Raw genomic sequence first — 17,065 nt, 5'->3', positions numbered from 1 at the left:
GTTATGTGTCAACACAATTTACCTTTGCTTGAACGAAACAGGTGTTTTTGCTTTTCCCTGTCATCCACAAGCCCTATAGAACGTTGGTTCGGGATGCGGATATTCTCTTCTCTCGTTAGTCTTTCCCTCTGCCTTGTTCCCACTGCTTCGGCATTTGCGGCAGATACGCTGCAAACGCTCATGGATGACGACCGCCAATGGGCAAGCCCGCGCAAGGATTACTACAACCAGGGCTATAGCCGCCTCGGCCAGATCAATCCCCACAATGTTTCGCGCCTGAAGCTGGCATGGAGCTTTTCCACCGGTGTGCAACGCGGGCACGAAGGGGCGCCGTTGGTGGTGGGGAACGTGATGTATGTGCATACGGCGTTTCCCAATAATGTCTATGCGCTGGATCTGGACCATGACCGGAAGATTCTCTGGGCCTATTTCCCCAAGCAATCCAGCGATATCGAGGCCATCCTCTGCTGCGACAATGTGAGTCGCGGCTTGGCGTATGGCGACGGCAAGATATTACTGCAGCAGAACGACGGGCTATTGCTGGCACTGGACAGCCGTGATGGGCACAAGGTATGGGAAGTCCAGGTGAACGACCCCAAAATCGGCGCCACCAATACCAATGCGCCTTATGTCTTCAGGGACAAGGTGCTGACGGGTTGCAGCGGCGGCGAGTTCGGCGTGCGTTGCTTTCTTGCGGCCTACGCGTTGCAGGACGGCCAATTGCAATGGAAAGCCTACAGCACCGGGCCGGATAGCGACGTGTTGATCGGGCCGGACTTCAATGCCGAGAACCCGCATTACAATGCGCTCTCAGCCTACGAGGACATAGCCGGCGGCAACAGGGAGGGCGGCTCGTTCCGCGCTTTGCCAAGGGAAAAACTGAAGTTTCCCGAGACTGATCTGGGGGTCAAAACCTGGCTCAAGCCGCAGGCGGCCGCCAATGGCTGGCAACATGGCGGGGGGCCGGTCTGGGGATGGTTTTCCTATGATCCCAAGCTCAACCTGGTCTACTACGGCACGGGCAATCCCTCGGTATGGAACCCGGATATCCGGCCCGGGGACAATAAATGGGCCATGACGCTCTTTGCACGCGACCTGGATACTGGCATGGCGAGGTGGGGCTACCAACTGACGCCCCATGACGAATGGGATTACGACAGCGTCAACGAACTGATCCTCTGGGATCGCGGCGGGCAAAAACTGGCGACGCATTTCGACCGCAACGGCTTTGCCTATACCCTGGACCGCCGGAGCGGAAAATTGCTGTCGGCGGAGAAAATGCATCCCTTCGTCAACTGGGCGGCCGGCATCGACTTGCAGACCGGGATACCGCTCAAGGATGGCCGTTACTCCACGCATGAGGACCAGGAAACCGCGGCAATCTGTCCGTCCGCGATCGGGGTCAAGAATATTCAGCCTGCGGCATATTCCCCGAAAAACGGCTGGTTTTATGTGCCGATGAATCACCTGTGCATGACTTACGAGGCCGTGGAGGCCAAGTATGTCGCCGGCCAGCCGTGGGCCGGCGCGAGCCTGACCATGCAGCCGGGGCCGGACGGCGACATGGGCGCCTTCATGGCCTGGGATGCGCTCAAGGCTAAGCCGGCCTGGTACAACCGCGAAAAATTCGCGGTGTGGAGCGGGGCGTTGGCAACCGCCGGGCAACTGGTGTTCTACGGCACCTTGGATCGATGGTTCAAGGCCCTGGATGCGCGTAATGGCAAGGAGTTATGGCGCTTCCAGGTCGGCTCGGGCATCGTGGGCAACCCCATGACCTATCAGCATCGCGGCAGGCAATACGTCGCGGTTTTCTCAGGCATCGGCGGCTGGGCCGGGGTTGCGCTCAATCAGGGCTTGAGTGGCGATAGCGATGGGGCGGGCACTGCGGGTGTGTTTCGGGAGCTCGGCCGCTACAATGCCGCGCCAGGGAGCGGTGCGCTGAACGTATTTGCGCTATAGGTATACCGAAAGCGGTGCTGATGCGCTATTGCCATGTGAGCTTGAGTTCGCGCTGGTTACCGGAAAAGTCCAGGCCACCGACAGTGATGGCGAGAGTGGCGGCACGAATATCGCCATCGATGACGAACTCGATCAGCGCATCCTTGGTTTCATCCCGCGCCACCAGTTCATTGAGCATGTTGCTGGGCTTGATGCGCATGTCGCCGATGATCAGCCGAAACGAATCGCTCCAGAAATTCAGTCCGCCGGACGCGCTGGTCCAGGCGCGGATATTGAGCCGAAGGCGCTGCTGATTGGACGGTTCAGGCATGGTCGTGGCGGAAAGAATGGTATAGCGAAACTGGTAGCCGGTGCCGCTATCCATCTGCACGCTGTTGCCATCGGGAAGCTGGATATTCGCAGCATCTGCTGTTACCGGCGCCGGGCGGGAAGACGCAGGTTGCGCCCTTTCCGCCTGCTGGCTCGCAGTGGGTGAGGGCGGGACTTGTAATGTCGCTGCCGGCTCCGGCTTGCCAAACCATCCAGTTTGCTGCAATGCCACTACCAGGCCTGTCAATGCCGTGACGATGCCGGCAATCGTCGTCAATATCCCGGGGATGGTTTGCCACCAGCTGCCTGTCTTGTTTTCATTCATCGCTAAGCTCCTAGGCGAAGACTGCAGTGCCGACAGATAAGCGCTGCCTGCATTCAGCCAGCATCTGGCGTTCGGGAATATTCAATGCCCATGCAGGCCTGAGCTGGAAATGCGGCTGGTCGACGATGGTTTTCCAGTTACCGCCCCATTCCAACCCCAGTTCCTCGCCGAGTACGCCTGCGGCCTTGTATTTTGGGGAGTCTCCCAAGTAGCGGTTGCCTTCGAACACGCCGATGTCGAATGCGATACCGAAATTGTGATTGGAGTAGCCGCCGCGCGCATTGGTGACGATATTGCCGGCCGAAGTCCGGCCCTGGGCATAAAGCGCATCCTGTTCCGCATAGGTGCGCAGCCCGCTGATGATACGAATGCGGATACCTGCATTGGCGGCCTTTTCAACCAAGGCGCGGGCCAGCGGTTTGACTTCGGGTAGTAAGGTGGCGATGTGCTTTTCGCTTTGCGGGTCGGCGATATCGGGGACCGGAGGCGCAGTGAGGGGTTCTCGTGTCACCAATTGACGATAAATCGCTCCCCAGGTTTCCGGGCCTGCTTTGCCATCCACCTGCACGCCAAGCGCCTTCTGCACTGACTTGATCATCTCGTCCATCGTCATGATGCGCTCCCTGATGTCTTTGCTTCACATCATAGGGCAGAAATGACGATATGGGTATATCTTTAAATGGTGCTGGCAATGCAGGTCGATGGGGTGCAATCTGCCATGTTCAGGAGGACGTGCTCAGCAGCGCTTTGACGAATCCGCCAATGCCGCTGAGCTTGCTGCCGTATTCCAATATGGCAGGCAACCGTGATTTCTTATGGGACTTCAGTTCTTCCAGGTGGTTTTCTGCAATATGGCGGCCGATGTTGCCGATAATCGCGCGGATTTTTTCGCGCGCTTGCTCCAGCGGTTGTCCCTGCCATTCCGGGCCAAAAGCCTGTTCTTCCCAGCAATGGTCCAGGATGCGGTAGAGCGTGGCGAGGTTGCCAATCACATATTCCGATGCCGCGTTGAAGCTCAGGCTGTCATCCGCCAGCCGCGCCTGGTTTTGCAGATGGCGGAACAGCAATGGCGTTTTCAGGTGAAAGCGCATCTGGCCTTTTTCCACGCTTTCCACATGGTAGTCCACGCTTGCCAGCGCATCGAGCAATTGCGACCAGGCCTCGGCCTCCGTCAACTGGCCGAACTTGATCGCGGCGCTTTCCAGCAGGCTCTTGGCGCGGGATTCGCGGATGCGGAACACGGAGCTGAGGCGGAATGTGTCGGCGGTCTGCACTGCCTGGGCATATTCCCATAGCAGCAAGGCGTCAAAGTCGTTTTTTGCCATGCCGCCCAGGCCGTGGGTCGTGACGTATTCCTGCCAAATGCGGTCGAAGAGGTCGATTTTCTGCTGGTCGGTGAGGGGCATGCCGGTTGGGTTTCCTTCTATGATCTAGCATGCATCATCGCCCGATTGCCTGGCTATTTCAACTCCCTCAGCCGGCCGTTTTCCAGCAGCAGGCGGATGCTGGCTTTCTTGCTGGGGAAGTTGACCGCATCATCGGAGAGGTTTTCCATAATCGGCATGGTGAACAGCACGCCGCCTTGCTTGGCCCGGCCTGTCACCTTTGCCTGCAGGCCGACAATGCTGCGCCAGCCGCCGGCGCCAATCGGAATGACGTCGAGCAGGCTGTAATAGGACTTGTCTGCCGCCTCGTCGCTGCTGAAAGCCGCGAGATACTGGCGGAAATTATTGCCGCCGCCGAACCCCTCCACAGTGAACACCGCCAATGTCGTGGTTTCCTGGCCATGCCTGGACAATACCTGCGTTTGCGTGGCCCCCGGGTAGCCGACGGCAAACCCGTCGCTGAGCAAGGCCGCCAGGCGCTCAACCTGTGCCGTAAGCGCTTTAGGCGTAGCTGCCAAGGCCTGGCTGGCAACGAGGCAGCATATGACGACCATCCACCTTAGTCTTTGCATCATGAGGCCAGCCTACTTTCCCAGCCGCGCCAGGGCGCGGTCATGCAACCGGGACAGCAGCAACAGGGCAAAAGCTCCGCCCAATAGCGCAAACGCCATATCGGATTGCGTATCCCATTCATCGCCTTGCGTGCCGAGGAACTCGTCCGCACCTTGTCCCATGATCAACGCCGCGGCCCACTCGATCAACTCATAGGCGGCGCTGATCGCAAGCACGACGCTTAACACCAGGAATATCAGCATCTTTTTTCCGCGCACATAAGCGCCGCGCAGCAGGATTTCCCGCACGGCAATCGCAGGCACGAAGCCCTGCATGAAATGCCCGATCTTGTCATAAGGGTTGCGTTCCAGGCCCAGCCATTGCGCCATCTCGAAACCCAGCGGAACGCGCGCATAGCTATAGGCACCGCCCATCATCAGCACCAATGCATGCAGGAAGATCAAGCCGTAGAGCAGCGTAGTCAAAGGGTAGTTGCGGTAGCTTGCCCACAAGATAGGCAGCACGATCAGTACCGGGAGCACTTCCATCAGCCAAGTGATTCGGTCGTAGGGACGAATGCCGGAGGCTGCCAAGGCTGCAAGCAGGAGCAGGCTGCCAAGCTGCAGCCACCGAAGTCGCATATGGCTCAATCTTGGTCAGGCTTGTTGAATAAGGAAAATACAATCCCGAGGGCAATGCCCACCACGGCGCCCATCAGCAGGTTGTCGAGCGTCAGGCCGGTAATGGTGCCCAGGATGGTTGCGACGCTGAGGTTGAAAATGTCTTTGTATTTGTTCGGCATGGCGGGATTATAGGCCTTAAGCACATACAGCAAAACCCGATCATGTCAGTTGTGCTTGTGAAGGTGGTCGGGGACACAACGAGCAGCAGGGCTATGCAACAGAGTTATTGCATAGTCTCTCAATGCCTAACGTTGGCGGTAAGGGGACGTCTGTAGGCGGTATGCCGGAAGACGGTCCCGCTTGACCGAGGGGGTAGGCGTAAGTGTGTTCATGGAGGACTCGATTCTCACTTAGGCTGGCTCTGTAATGGACATCGGTATCGGAACCAACTTTCTATGCATCGGCTGGACGTGAACTAGCGGCTCGGTATGGTTAAAAATGACCTGTGCTAGTTCGACATCTGGGTAGAGTTGGTGCAACAGCATTTGAACTGGCCCCCATTCCGGGAAGTCGGTTCGCGTGAAGTAGACTCGCTTCAGAATCTGCTTGAGAACCGGTAACGGCCCAGCTATGGGGCTTAACATTCGTAACTCTTCCTCATGGGTCCAATCGGCATGCTTGTTCGACACGGCCCGGCCCATTGACCGGGCCAGCCATCTGGCGAAGAAATTTTTAGAGCAAAAATGCTCGTAAATCTGTTCCACGCTCCAATTAGGATTCTGCTGTCCGACCTCGATGAGTGCGGCATGCATGTCCTCGAAGCGGTCATGAATACGCGGTTCGGTGGTGTAGTGCACGAATGTCGGACGAAGACTGAATTCTTGTATTACGTCTTCGGGCCATTCAAATTCAAAGCAAAAACCACGCGAGTCGTTGCAGTAATATGCCCACAAAGGCTGGTTAGTAGGACGTTTTGTACCGGAAAAAATACCGACTTTCTGGCAATGGGTAGCAAATGCCGTGTCTTCTTCCTGAATCATTTTGGCGTAGTGCTCAGCCACCTCCTCTTCCGGTTCATATTTAACCAGCTCATTCCTTTCGGCTGCTAGCTCCGTCAGCGTCTGCGCAAGTCTTCGTTGGTAAGACATGGGGTCAGCCGGGGCGAACTTAGCCTCAAGAGAATCGTTCAATTCATCCGGTCGAGCGAAATAAATGGTGCCTTCCGATAAGCTACGTAAGGCCGCAGAGCCAGACCGGTATTTGAAGTTAGTGAGCCTGCGTTCGCTCATATGCGATGGTCTCCCATAAATAAGCCTAACGTTTGACATGAGAGGCTCGACCCGGCTTGCCGGGGCGAGTCCTCTCGATGGAAGGGTTAGGCGCCTCCGCGAGTGCGGGGTATTGCGCCAAGTCAATGCGGCAGCGAACTTGTTCTCAGAGGTATTCCGAAATGTCAAGCTTTCCGGCCAATATTGCCTGCCCAGCGTGCGCAATCGACGTCGATGAAGACAGTGCCGCCAACTTCGAGTTGCAGTGTCAGGTTGTCATTGTTTGTTAGGAGGCCATATATCTCATGGCCGACTGGCGGGCATCCATTCGACGCGGCGCGGAATCGTCCCTCGGGCGACCGTTGCTGCATGTCTTGAAATGTTCGGTCACTGACCGCTAACCGAACTTCAACAATGTTGATCTTGTCCGAGAACGGGTTGTCTGATCGAGTCCGCACGTTTATGACTTTCCACGAACCGAACGTGCCAGCCTTAATCTCGCCTTGACCGTAGTAGGTCTTGACCAGCGCGGCAATCTTCGCAAGCTGCACCTGCTGTGCTTCCTTTTCGACTTGCTCCTTTTTGCGGTTGTCAAGAACGCCTATGGCTATGGTGACCGCCACGCCAAAGGCAAACAACAAGCCAATGATGTGGATGATGCTCAGTTGTCCAGTCTGGCGACTTGGCGTGATGTCTTTCATGAGTCCCTCGGAGTTTCGTAACTGAAGTGTGCTTCGCATTTCGGTATCACGAGCTTCGTGATTACGAGCAATGTGCCCGTGATGCGCCTAACGTTTGACATAAGGGGCGCGCTTTAGCGCGCCCCGCTTGATGGATTGGTTAGGAGTTTTTCAGAAAGCGCGTAAACCATATTTTTATATTCATGAATGGCTTCGTTGTTCGCATTAGATTCAATTAACATAAGACACTTTTGTATGGTGCTCCATACATATTGCAAGTCATCAGGTTGCGTTATTTTTTCGGCGATTTCCGGAGCAATCTTGTAGTACTCTTGGACGAGCGCATTACCTTCTGGGGTTTTTAATAGGTAGTTATCTCTAAACTCACGCAAAGTTTCGAGCTCTTTGCAATCATCTTCAAGGCCACGGTGGTTACATACTGCAGTAGTTATAAAACAGAGGCCTCCTTTTTTACTGCGGCTTGAGCCAGAGTCACTACGCTTTTTACGCCACTGCCCATTATCATTTTTAGACCTATTTTGTCCTTTTGTTGGCCCAGTTTTAACAATTGGACCGCGAGTATCTTTTGGTGATGGCATATTTCTATCTCCTAACGCTTGAATGAACTGTTAGGCGCTATCTGGTTCATAGCACTCTTCTCAGGACCGGTCTCCGGCCAGCGAAGCCCAAGCGAATGTAAATACTCCGCCCGTTCAAGGTGTTGGCACTAGTAAAAAAGTAATTGGCCTCAGAGAAGCTAAGTTCCATGCTTGTGCGTGCTTCTATTCTGCGATCAGAAATTTCCTCAGGAGAGGAAAGCGGAGAGAGCTTGAGGAAAGGCCTGCGCCCAGAAGCATAAAATAGCTCCCAATAGCAAAGAATGACAGCATGCCCTGTCAAATTGCGGATACGAATGACGTTTGTTCCGGGGAAGTCCGGAAAATTACCACCGACATCAACCTGAAAGCGGTCACGCCAAGCTTCCCATAATCTCACCAACGCTAGAAGCGTAGAAAGACCCGCGCCCCACCATGCTATATAAACTGCACTCATAACTTCATGGCCTCACTCTGACGCCTAACGTAAAGTAGCCATCCTATTTGACGCTTTATTTTCCGTCAAATGGGTTTTTGGGTTGATGATATTTAATTTAATGTATAGTTTAATCATTAAGTTAGTATTTTTTAGTGCGGCCTAAATTTTAAAAATGCATCCGCCAAATAATGCATCGCCAAAATTGCTCGATCAGGTGCGGGGTAAAATCCGCTTCAAGCATTACAGCATCCGTACTGAGCAGGCTTATGTTGACTGGATTAAACGGTACATTTTGCATTTTGACAAGCGGCACCCGAGGGAACTGGGTGCTGCCGAGGTTGAGCAGTTTTTAACTTATCATGCAGTTGAGGGCAAGGTATCTGCTTCAACGCAGAATCAGGCGAAAAGCGCATTGTTGTTTTTGTATAAAGAAGTACTGGATATCAAGTTGCCATGGCTAGATAAGGTGGAACGTTCAAAAGCGCCCAGGCGATTGCCGGTTGTACTGGCGGTTGAAGAGGTTCAGCAGATATTGGCGCGCTTGAGCGGGACCCATCATCTGGGTTGTCAGTTTGTTGTATGGCACGGGGATGCGGATTTTGGAGGTGTTGCGCTTGCGGGTGAAGGATGTGGATTTTGCCCGTGGCGAGATTCTGGTTCGGGACGGCAAGGGATTTAAAGACCGGGTGACGATGTTGCCACAGGTATTGGTGAAACCTTTGCGGGAGCATTTGAAGCAGGTGAAGGTATTGCACGAGCAGGATTTGTCGGCGGGGCATGGTGCGGTATATCTGCCCCATGCGTTGCAGCGCAAGTATCCGAATGCAAACCGGGAATGGGGGTGGCAATATGTGTTTCCTTCTGCGCGGTTGTCGACTGATCCGTGTGAAGGTGAGGCAGGGCAGGCAAGGCGCCACCATGTGCAGGACCAGGCAATTCAGCGTGCGGTGAGGCAGGCTGTGGTGGATGCCGGCATTGCCAAGCATGCAACGCCTCATACGTTTCGCCATAGTTTCGCCACTCATTTGCTTGAGAGCGGTTACGATATCCGTACTGTGCAGGAGCTGTTGGGTCACAGCGATGTTTCGACAACGATGATTTATACCCATGTATTGAACAAGGGCGCGCGCGGTGTGAGCAGTCCATTGGATAATTTACTATGAGCTTACGTGTCAGATTCAATCTCCTGATTACCACTCTGTTGCTGCTGTTGATGGTGGCGGTGGGCTATGTGGTGATCAAGGGCATGCGCATCTCCACGGAGGAGAGCGTGGAGGCGGCGACGCGGGTGACCGTGCAGTTGCTTGACACGGTCATTATCAATTCGCGGCAGAACCCGGAATGGGGCTATACGCATGACGTGATGCATACCTTTCTGCAATCGCTGGGGCACGTGCGCAGCAGCGAGATTTTCCTCTACAACGCGCAGGGCGAGCTGATGTACCAGTCGCCGCCATCCACGTATCGCGCCAATGAAACCCCGCCGCGCTGGTTTGCCCGCATGGTGGAACCCGAGCCGGAGGTGGTGTCGAGGCGCATCCGCTTCGGTATGCTGGTGGTGGCGTCCGATGCGGCCGGGGCGATCCGCGAATCCTGGGCTTCGTTCCAGAACCTGCTCTGGATCGAGACCGGGTTCTTCTTCGTGCTCAACGCCTTGATTTACTGGATGCTGGGGCGCTGGCTCAGGCCCGCGAACGATATCCTCAAAGCGATTTCCGCTGTGGAGCAGGGCAACCTGGATATTAGGTTGCCCAGGTTCAAGGTGCCCGAGTTCTCGCGCATTGCGCAGAATTTCAACCTGATGGGCGAATCGTTGCGCGAGCGCACCGAGGAAAACCGCCGTCTTGCGCTGATCGTGCAGCAGAGTGCGGATGCGATCATGATTCACGACCTCAACGGCAATATTTCCTTCTGGAACCCCGCAGCGCAACGCATGTTCGGCTATGCGTCGGCCGACATCATCGGCAGGTCTGCCGAGCTGCTGATGCCGCCTAACCATGAGAGTGAGCTGGAACGCAACATGGCAAATATGCTGTCGAATGGCCTGGTGGAGCATTACGATACGCAGCGGGTGGCGCGCGACGGCAAGCTGCTCGATGTGTCGCTTTCCGCCGCGCCGCTGATGGACCCGAAAACCGGCGAGCTGATCGGCGAGATTTGCAGCATGCGCGACATCACCGAGCGCAAGCTGGCGGAGGAAACTGCCCGCAAGCTGGAGGAAAACCGCCAATTGACGCACCTGATCCAGCGCCATATCGAGGACGAGCGCCGCAGCTTGGCGCGCGAGCTGCATGACGAGCTCGGGCAGTACGTCACCGCGATCAAGACCTTTGCTGTAGCGATCGCGAACAAGACCAGGCAGGATATGCCGAGCATAGAAAGCAGCGCGCAAACCATCGTCTCGGCAGCCAACCATATTTACGACGGCATGCATAACATCATCCGCCACTTGCGCCCCGGGTCGCTGGACAACCTCGGTTTGTCTGAAGCCTTGCGCGATGCCGTCGCCGATTGGCAGGCGCAGAACCCGAACGTGAAGTTCAACCTGGAATTGCAGGGCAAGTTGGATTTGCTGGGGGAAAGCCTGAACATCAACCTCTATCGCATCGTGCAGGAATCCGTCACCAATGCCTTGCGTCATGCGCAGGCCGACCGTATCGATATCAGCCTTTCACGCCATGAAAATGGTACCCTCACACTTTTGATCAAGGACAATGGCATCGGCATGAATATGTGCAATGTGGACCAAAGCCGCCATTTCGGACTGCTGGGGATGCGGGAGCGCACTCAGGCCCTGTATGGCAGTTTCAGCATTGATTCCCTGCCGGGCCAGGGTTCCGCCATATTGGTGACGATTCCGGAGAGAGTGTCATGAGTGCAGCAATCAAGGTGATGCTGGTGGATGACCATGCCGTGGTGCGCATGGGGTTCAAGCTGCTGCTTGAGTCGGACCAGGCGATCCAGGTGATTGCCGAGGCGGAGAGCGGCGAACAGGCCATCAAACTGTACCAGGAGCATCAGCCGGATGTGGTGGTGATGGATATCACCATGCCGGGCATAGGCGGGTTGGAGGCGATAGACCGCATCCGGGCCAAGGATGAGCATGCGCGCGTCCTGGTATTGTCCGCGCATGAGGATTCCGTGCATCCCAAGCGCGTGCTGAATGCGGGCGCGATGGGCTATTTGACCAAGCGCAGCGCGGCCGAGGAGCTGATCAAGGCGATCCATACGGTGGCGGGCGGCAAGATGTATCTTGAGGCCAATGTGGCCCAGCAGATGGCGATCCAGCAGATTTCAGGGCAGCAGAATCCCGTGGATATCCTCTCCGACCGCGAGTTCGAGGTGTTCATGGCCTTGGCCAAGGGCAAGACCACCAACGAAATCGCCGACACCTTGTCCCTGTCGCCGCGTACTGTCGGCACGCATCTCTACAATATCAAGCAGAAGCTCAATGCCAATAATTCGGCCGAGATCGCCCTGATCGCGATGCGGTCCGGCTTGATCGACCCTTGAGGATTCAGCGCTGGTTGACAGCAGGGTGGCCCGAGGCCTGCTGGAAGGCGTGTTGCGGCTGCATGAGGTAGCGTGCAATGTTCAGGTCGTTTTGCCCGGATATTTCCACCAGCAATTCCTGGCCGCTGCTGATGCGGCCAAGCTCGGGAGGCACCAGGAAGGTGATTGGCGATTGCGGCGAGGCGATGGACGCGCCCACTGCCATTTGCCATTGCGCTAGTTCCTGGATCTGAGGCAGATCGTTGCCGAGCAGCCTGGCCCGCTCCAGGACGGCGGTTTTTTCTTCTCCCACCAGCGTGCTCCAGACCTCGATGGCGACCAGCTCGCTCGCCGTCATGGCGTGGCTTTCGTCTTTTGATGCGCTGGCCGCGTGTTCAGGCAAAGGCTCTGCAGAAGGCTTGATCTCGGTAAAGCCCGCGTTGAGGAAGGCACTCCAATACTCATCAATTTGCGGCTGCGACGATGGGGCGGCGTGAATGGCGCCGCCATGGCCGGGAATGGCGGCCGTCGCGCTGGATTCATGGCCGGGAGAGGACGTGGACGGGTCTTTCAGCAAATATGCGTCGTAGGCATTGGACGTCGCCTGGTCCGCAGCGCGCATCAGCAGGGATGAGGCCACTTGCTGCGCGATGGGCCCGCCCATGCAGCCTGCCAGCGTGAAGCTTAGCAGCGCTGTGCATGCAATGCTGGCAATGTGGCGGGAAGGCAAGAGGGTCATTCCATATTCTACGGACGCATCTGGCTGAAGTTTAACCTTTTATCCGGCCTAGGTGTCTTTCTTGGGTTTAGGCGTCGCGCATACGCTGATGATGCCGCTGAGGATGATCAGGCCGACAGCGAGCCAGCGGTCCGAGGATAGTGTCTCGTTCCAGATCAGGATGCCGAACAGGCTGGCCAGTACCACTGTGGTATAGGCCAGGCTGCCGACCACGAGCGGGCTGCCGGTACGGTAGGCACGTGTCAGGGCAAGCTGGGCGATGGTGGCCGATACGCCCAGCCCCAGCAGCAGCGGCAGGTCCGGCCAGTCCAGCGGCGTGAAGCGATAGAACAGCATCCATAGGCCGCCGCCTATGGTGCAGACCAGCGTGAAGTAAAACACCGTGCGCCAGTCCGGCTCGCCTGCACGGCCAAGCTGAGTAACATGAACGTATACGATGCCCGCCATTGCCCCCGAGAGCAGGCCGATGGCGCCCGCGATCAGCTCATCCATGTGCAGGCTGGGCTTGAGTAACAAGGCGACGCCGACGAAGCCAAGCACTACGGCAAGCAGCAGGATCTTGCGGGGCTTTTCGTGCAGCATGAACGGCAGGGCCATCGCCAGGAACAAGGGCGAGGTGTAGTTGAGCGTGATGGCGGTGGCGAGCGGCAATTCGCTGATGGCGAAGAAAAAGCAGATCAGCGACGCGAAGCCGAGAATCGCCCGCTTCATGTGCGTGTTGACGAGCCGGGTCTTGAGCGAAACGCGACGGTAGCGCGCGACGAAGATGATGAACAGCAGGCCGAAGAGCGAGCGGTAGAACACCAGTTCCGCGCTGCTGAATTTTGCCGCCCCCAGCTTGACCAGAACGCCCATGATGGCAAAAAAGAAGGCGGCAACCAGCATCCACAGGCTGCCGAGTCTGGGCAGGTTCAAGGTTCGTCTTTCCGGCCTGGCGTGCAGGCCCAAATATTGAGCAGGCAATATGCTTGCCTGGAGAGGGTTATTTCAGGTGCGGGTCCAATTGCTTGTGCAGCCAGGCATGGAAGTGCTGCATGCCGGTTTCCATCGGGTGCTGGTAGGGGCCGCGCTCATCGATGCCTTGGGCGGCCAGCGCATGGCGGCCGTCATGCATGCGCTGGCAGATTTCCATGTCTTCCACGGCGGTCTCGGTATACGCCGCCTGTTGCGCTGCGATGAATTCTTCCTCGAACAGGGCGATATCCTCGGGGTAATAGAACTCGACTACATTGGTGCAGGCGTCCGGTCCGCGCGGAATGATGTTGGAGACCACCAGCGTGTTCGGGTACCACTCGATCATGAGGAATGGGTAGTACACCATCCAGATCGCGCCATACTTGGGCGGCTGCTGCTTGTTGTAGCGCAGCACTTCATTGTGCCAGTTGTCGTATATCAAGGAGCCGGATTTTTGTAGGGCCTTGTGCACGCCCACTGTCTGCACGCTGTACCAGTCGCCGAACTCCCAGTTGAGGTCCTCGCAATCGACGAAGTGGCCGAGGCCGGGATGGAAGGGGCCGACATGGTAGTCTTCCAGGTAGACCTCGATGAAGGTTTTCCAGTTGAATTTGTATTCATCCACCATCACGCGGTTGAGCATATAGCCGGTGAAGTCGAAGTCCTGTTTGCAACCTAATTTTTGCAAATCCTGCGCAATATCGCGCTTGCTGTCGAAAAGCAGGCCTTGCCAGTTCTTCAGCGAGGATTTATTGAGGTTGAGGCAGGGGTTTTCCTTGAAGTGAGGCGCGCCCAGCAGCTGGCCGCGGGTATCGTAGGTCCAGCGGTGCAAGGGGCAGATGATGTTCTTGGTCTTGCCGCTGCCCTTGAGCATGAGCGCCTGCCGGTGGCGGCAGACGTTGCTGATCAGCTCGATGCCGTTTTCGTTGCGGACCAGCGCCTTGGCATTGTTCATCCATGATAAGGCGTGGTAGCTGCCGACTTCGGGAACCATGAGCTCGTGCCCGATGTAATGGGGCGAGTGGGCGAACAGATGCTGCTGTTCAAGGACGTAAACGGCAGGGTCCGTGTACCAGGAAACCGGCAACTGGGTGCCGGATTGCGCATCATGGCCCTGATCGGGCATCTTGGTAACTGTGGCTAGCGACACCATATAATGCAGGGTTGTGAGTAAATATCTTGAATTCGAGCGAACATTAGATTCTGCCTTAAACCCAAGGATTTTGAAACCCGGTTTGCATCACTGCCTGTGGTTTAATGCATAAATCCTCTTGCCTAATTCTTGCCTAAATCCGGGATTTGCGCTACTCTCGAGCCCTTGAAGAAAAATGTTTAAATAGCTTGAAAGCTTGGCAAAGTCCGGCGTAGTGGCAGGTTTTGGCCGGGTTTCCATTTGTAGAATTTCGACGGTGACCTCATGAAGACTGTAGTGCGCAAGGTAGCAACTGGTATTGCTCTGCTGGCAGCCATCCGACTGCTGAAAAAGCGCGCGCTCGACCGCTGAGGGTGCCGCATGATGCTGTAAACGGCGGCTGGTGCCGCCGTTTTTGTTTTTGAGCTTAAGCTTGTATCCAAACGTAGAGGCTAGATACTGCAATGTCCGAACATTTGATGAATACCTACGCCCGTCAGCCTGTCACCTTCACCAAGGGGGAGGGCGCATGGCTCTGGGATACCGAGGGCAAGCGTTACCTGGACGCATTGGCCGGGATCGCGGTCAATGGCCTGGGCCATGCGCATCCTCGCCTGGTGGCCGCCATTAGCGAGCAGGCCGGCCGCTTGATCCATGTCTCGAATGTCTACGGCATTGCCGAGCAGTCCAGGCTTGCGGACAAGTTGTGCGAGGTTTCCGGCATGGACAAGGTGTTTGTCTGTAATTCCGGTTGCGAGGCCAATGAGGCCGCCATCAAGCTTGCACGACTCTATGGGCACAACAAGGGCATAGAAAATCCTGAAATCATCGTCATGGAACGCGCATTCCATGGCCGCACCCTGGCAACGCTTTCCGCCACGGGCAACCGCAAGACCCAGGCCGGTTTCGAGCCGTTGGTGAGCGGCTTCATCCGCGTGCCGTTCGATGACCTCGATGCCGTGCGCCAGGTGGCGCGGCACAACAAGAACGTTGTCGCCATCCTGCTCGAGCCTATCCAGGGCGAGGGCGGCATCAATGTGCCGCGTGACTCGGCGGCGTATTTCAAGGGCTTGCGCGAGATTTGCGATACCCATGGCTGGCTGCTGATGCTGGACGAAGTGCAAAGCGGCGTGGCGCGTACCGGTACCTGGTTTGCATTCCAGCACACCGATGTAGTGCCCGACGTCATGACCCTGGCGAAGGGGCTGGGCTCGGGCGTACCCATCGGCGCCTGTCTGGCACATGGCCCGGCGGCGGAAGTATTTACCTATGGCAAACACGGCTCTACTTTCGGCGGCAACCCGCTGGCCTGCAGCGCTGCGTTGGCGACGCTGGACATCATCGAGTCCGACGGACTGCTCGCGCATGCCGAGCAATTGGGCAATTACATACGCGAGGCTTTTGCTGCCAGCCTGCAAAACGTGGCCGGCGTGAGCGTGATCCGCAATGCGGGCCTGATGATAGGCATAGAGCTGGACCGCCCGTGTGTGGAACTGGTCAAGCAGGCGCTGGAAGCAGGCTTGCTGATCAATGTGACGGCAGAAAAAGTGATCCGCCTGTTGCCGCCGCTCGTCATGAACGAGCAGGAAGCGCAGCAAGTGGTGGATATCCTGGCACCTTTAATCAAGAAGTTTTTGGCTTGATCGCGGGAATATAAACGTTATGGCAATCAAACATTTCTTGCAGTTCAACGACCTGAATGCAGACGAGCTGGCGCATATTTTCGACCGTACGCGCTGGATCAAGGAGCAGTTCAAGGCCTACCAGCAATACTGGCCGCTGACCGACCGCACCCTGGTGATGATTTTCGAGAAGGCCAGCACCCGCACGCGCCTGTCGTTCGAGGCAGGCATGCAGCAGTTGGGCGGCTCCGCCATCTATCTCAACACGCGCGATTCCCAATTGGGGCGCGGCGAGCCGGTGGAGGATGCGGCGCAAGTCATCTCGCGCATGAGCGACATCGTCATGATCCGTACCTTCGAGCAGGAGATCATCGAGCGCTTTGCCGCCAATTCGCGCGTGCCGGTCATCAACGGCCTGACCAATGAATACCATCCCTGCCAGATCCTGGCCGATATCTTCACCTATATCGAGCATCGCGGTTCGATCAAGGGCAAGACCGTGGCCTGGATCGGCGATTCGAACAACGTCTGCAATACCTGGCTGCAGGCGGCCGAAGTGCTGGATTTCAACGTGCATGTATCGACGCCGCCCGGGTATGAGGTCGAACCCGAGCGCGCCAACCTCTATGGCACCGACCATTACGAAGAATTCACCGACCCGATGGAGGCCGCACGCGGCGCCGACCTCGTCACTACCGATGTCTGGACTTCGATGGGCTTCGAGGCCGAGAACGAAGAGCGCCGCCGCGACTTCCACGACTGGCAGGTGGATGCCGACATGATGCGCGTCGCAGGCAAGGATGCCTTGTTCATGCACTGCCTGCCCGCGCACCGCGGCGAAGAGGTCGAGGCTGCCGTGATCGACGGCCCGCAGTCCGTGGTGTGGGAAGAGGCCGAGAACCGGCTGCACGTGCAGAAGGCATTGATGGAGTATTTGCTGCTGGGCAGGGTGCAGGCATAAACCTGGGTTGAACTGGATTTAATCGAGAA

General features: G+C 56.7%; 18 protein-coding genes and 1 pseudogene. 6 read left to right on the top strand and 13 right to left on the bottom strand.

Annotation, left to right across the window (positions count from 1 at the left end):
- The first annotated feature begins 93 nt into the window (after positions 1-93).
- Positions 94-1,959 carry a PQQ-dependent dehydrogenase, methanol/ethanol family gene (locus ACWXTG_RS05460; RefSeq protein WP_480220981.1) on the top strand — a complete coding sequence of 622 codons (1,866 nt, stop codon included), beginning with the start codon at positions 94-96 and terminating at the stop codon, positions 1,957-1,959.
- A gap of 25 nt (positions 1,960-1,984) precedes the next feature.
- On the opposite strand, the gene ACWXTG_RS05455 is transcribed toward ACWXTG_RS05460, so the two are convergent.
- The 9 genes from ACWXTG_RS05455 to ACWXTG_RS05415 form a co-directional block, all read right to left on the bottom strand.
- Positions 1,985-2,593, bottom strand: coding sequence for a hypothetical protein (locus ACWXTG_RS05455; protein WP_480220980.1), 609 nt, complete (start codon positions 2,591-2,593; stop codon positions 1,985-1,987).
- A gap of 10 nt (positions 2,594-2,603) precedes the next feature.
- On the bottom strand, positions 2,604-3,206 hold the full coding sequence (locus ACWXTG_RS05450) for a M15 family metallopeptidase (protein WP_480220979.1): 603 nt from the start codon (positions 3,204-3,206) through the stop codon (positions 2,604-2,606).
- A 109-nt stretch (positions 3,207-3,315) separates the two neighbouring features.
- A complete protein-coding gene (locus ACWXTG_RS05445) occupies positions 3,316-3,999 on the bottom strand; it encodes a hypothetical protein (protein WP_480220978.1) in 684 nt (227 codons plus the stop codon).
- A 53-nt stretch (positions 4,000-4,052) separates the two neighbouring features.
- Positions 4,053-4,553, bottom strand: a complete 501-nt coding sequence (locus ACWXTG_RS05440; protein WP_480220977.1) for a hypothetical protein — start codon at positions 4,551-4,553, stop codon at positions 4,053-4,055.
- Between the two features lie 9 nt (positions 4,554-4,562).
- Entirely contained in the window at positions 4,563-5,171 is a 609-nt protein-coding gene (locus ACWXTG_RS05435) for a DUF2238 domain-containing protein (protein WP_480220976.1), read from the bottom strand.
- A 5-nt stretch (positions 5,172-5,176) separates the two neighbouring features.
- Positions 5,177-5,365, bottom strand: a complete 189-nt coding sequence (locus ACWXTG_RS05430) for a hypothetical protein (protein WP_480220975.1) — start codon at positions 5,363-5,365, stop codon at positions 5,177-5,179.
- A gap of 198 nt (positions 5,366-5,563) precedes the next feature.
- The gene (locus ACWXTG_RS05425; protein ID WP_480220974.1) at positions 5,564-6,442 is read right to left on the bottom strand and encodes a DUF2971 domain-containing protein; all 879 of its coding nucleotides are present in this window, start codon (positions 6,440-6,442) and stop codon (positions 5,564-5,566) included.
- Positions 6,443-6,606: 164 nt separating this feature from the next.
- On the bottom strand, positions 6,607-7,122 hold the full coding sequence (locus ACWXTG_RS05420; protein WP_480220973.1) for a hypothetical protein: 516 nt from the start codon (positions 7,120-7,122) through the stop codon (positions 6,607-6,609).
- Between the two features lie 113 nt (positions 7,123-7,235).
- On the bottom strand, positions 7,236-7,700 hold the full coding sequence (locus tag ACWXTG_RS05415) for a CFI-box-CTERM domain-containing protein (RefSeq protein ID WP_480220972.1): 465 nt from the start codon (positions 7,698-7,700) through the stop codon (positions 7,236-7,238).
- 608 nt (positions 7,701-8,308) lie between these two features.
- Here ACWXTG_RS05415 and ACWXTG_RS05410 point away from each other — a divergent pair.
- From ACWXTG_RS05410 to ACWXTG_RS05400, 3 genes and pseudogenes are all read left to right on the top strand, one after another.
- Positions 8,309-9,299, top strand: a pseudogene (locus ACWXTG_RS05410) (integron integrase).
- A complete protein-coding gene (locus tag ACWXTG_RS05405) occupies positions 9,296-11,011 on the top strand; it encodes a PAS domain S-box protein (protein ID WP_480220971.1) in 1,716 nt (571 codons plus the stop codon). Before ACWXTG_RS05410 ends, ACWXTG_RS05405 begins: the two are co-directional and overlap by 4 nt.
- Positions 11,008-11,649 carry a response regulator gene (locus tag ACWXTG_RS05400; RefSeq protein WP_407993642.1) on the top strand — a complete coding sequence of 214 codons (642 nt, stop codon included), beginning with the start codon at positions 11,008-11,010 and terminating at the stop codon, positions 11,647-11,649. The genes ACWXTG_RS05405 and ACWXTG_RS05400 overlap by 4 nt, the downstream gene beginning before the upstream one ends.
- 4 nt (positions 11,650-11,653) lie before the next feature.
- On the opposite strand, the gene ACWXTG_RS05395 is transcribed toward ACWXTG_RS05400, so the two are convergent.
- The 4 genes from ACWXTG_RS05395 to ACWXTG_RS05380 all read right to left on the bottom strand — a co-directional run bounded on the left by ACWXTG_RS05395 (position 11,654) and on the right by ACWXTG_RS05380 (position 14,918).
- A complete protein-coding gene (locus ACWXTG_RS05395) occupies positions 11,654-12,367 on the bottom strand; it encodes a hypothetical protein (RefSeq protein WP_480220970.1) in 714 nt (237 codons plus the stop codon).
- A 48-nt stretch (positions 12,368-12,415) separates the two neighbouring features.
- On the bottom strand, positions 12,416-13,282 hold the full coding sequence (locus ACWXTG_RS05390) for a DMT family transporter (RefSeq protein WP_480220969.1): 867 nt from the start codon (positions 13,280-13,282) through the stop codon (positions 12,416-12,418).
- Positions 13,283-13,349: 67 nt separating this feature from the next.
- A complete protein-coding gene (locus ACWXTG_RS05385) occupies positions 13,350-14,474 on the bottom strand; it encodes an aromatic ring-hydroxylating oxygenase subunit alpha (protein ID WP_480220968.1) in 1,125 nt (374 codons plus the stop codon).
- 87 nt (positions 14,475-14,561) lie between these two features.
- The gene (locus ACWXTG_RS05380; RefSeq protein WP_480220967.1) at positions 14,562-14,918 is read right to left on the bottom strand and encodes a hypothetical protein; all 357 of its coding nucleotides are present in this window, start codon (positions 14,916-14,918) and stop codon (positions 14,562-14,564) included.
- Between ACWXTG_RS05380 and ACWXTG_RS05375 the strand changes: the two genes are divergently transcribed.
- Positions 14,918-16,096 (top strand): acetylornithine transaminase, encoded by a 1,179-nt coding sequence (locus tag ACWXTG_RS05375; RefSeq protein WP_480220966.1) that lies wholly within the window; start codon positions 14,918-14,920, stop codon positions 16,094-16,096. The genes ACWXTG_RS05380 and ACWXTG_RS05375 overlap by 1 nt on opposite strands.
- 19 nt (positions 16,097-16,115) lie before the next feature.
- Positions 16,116-17,036, top strand: a complete 921-nt coding sequence (gene argF / locus ACWXTG_RS05370) for an ornithine carbamoyltransferase (protein WP_480220965.1) — start codon at positions 16,116-16,118, stop codon at positions 17,034-17,036.
- Positions 17,037-17,065: the final 29 nt, after the last annotated feature.

Source organism: Methylobacillus sp. DLP286 (assembly GCF_056636515.1).
Note: the sequence above shows the minus strand (reverse complement) of the source record. Positions and strands in the feature narration are given on the sequence as shown.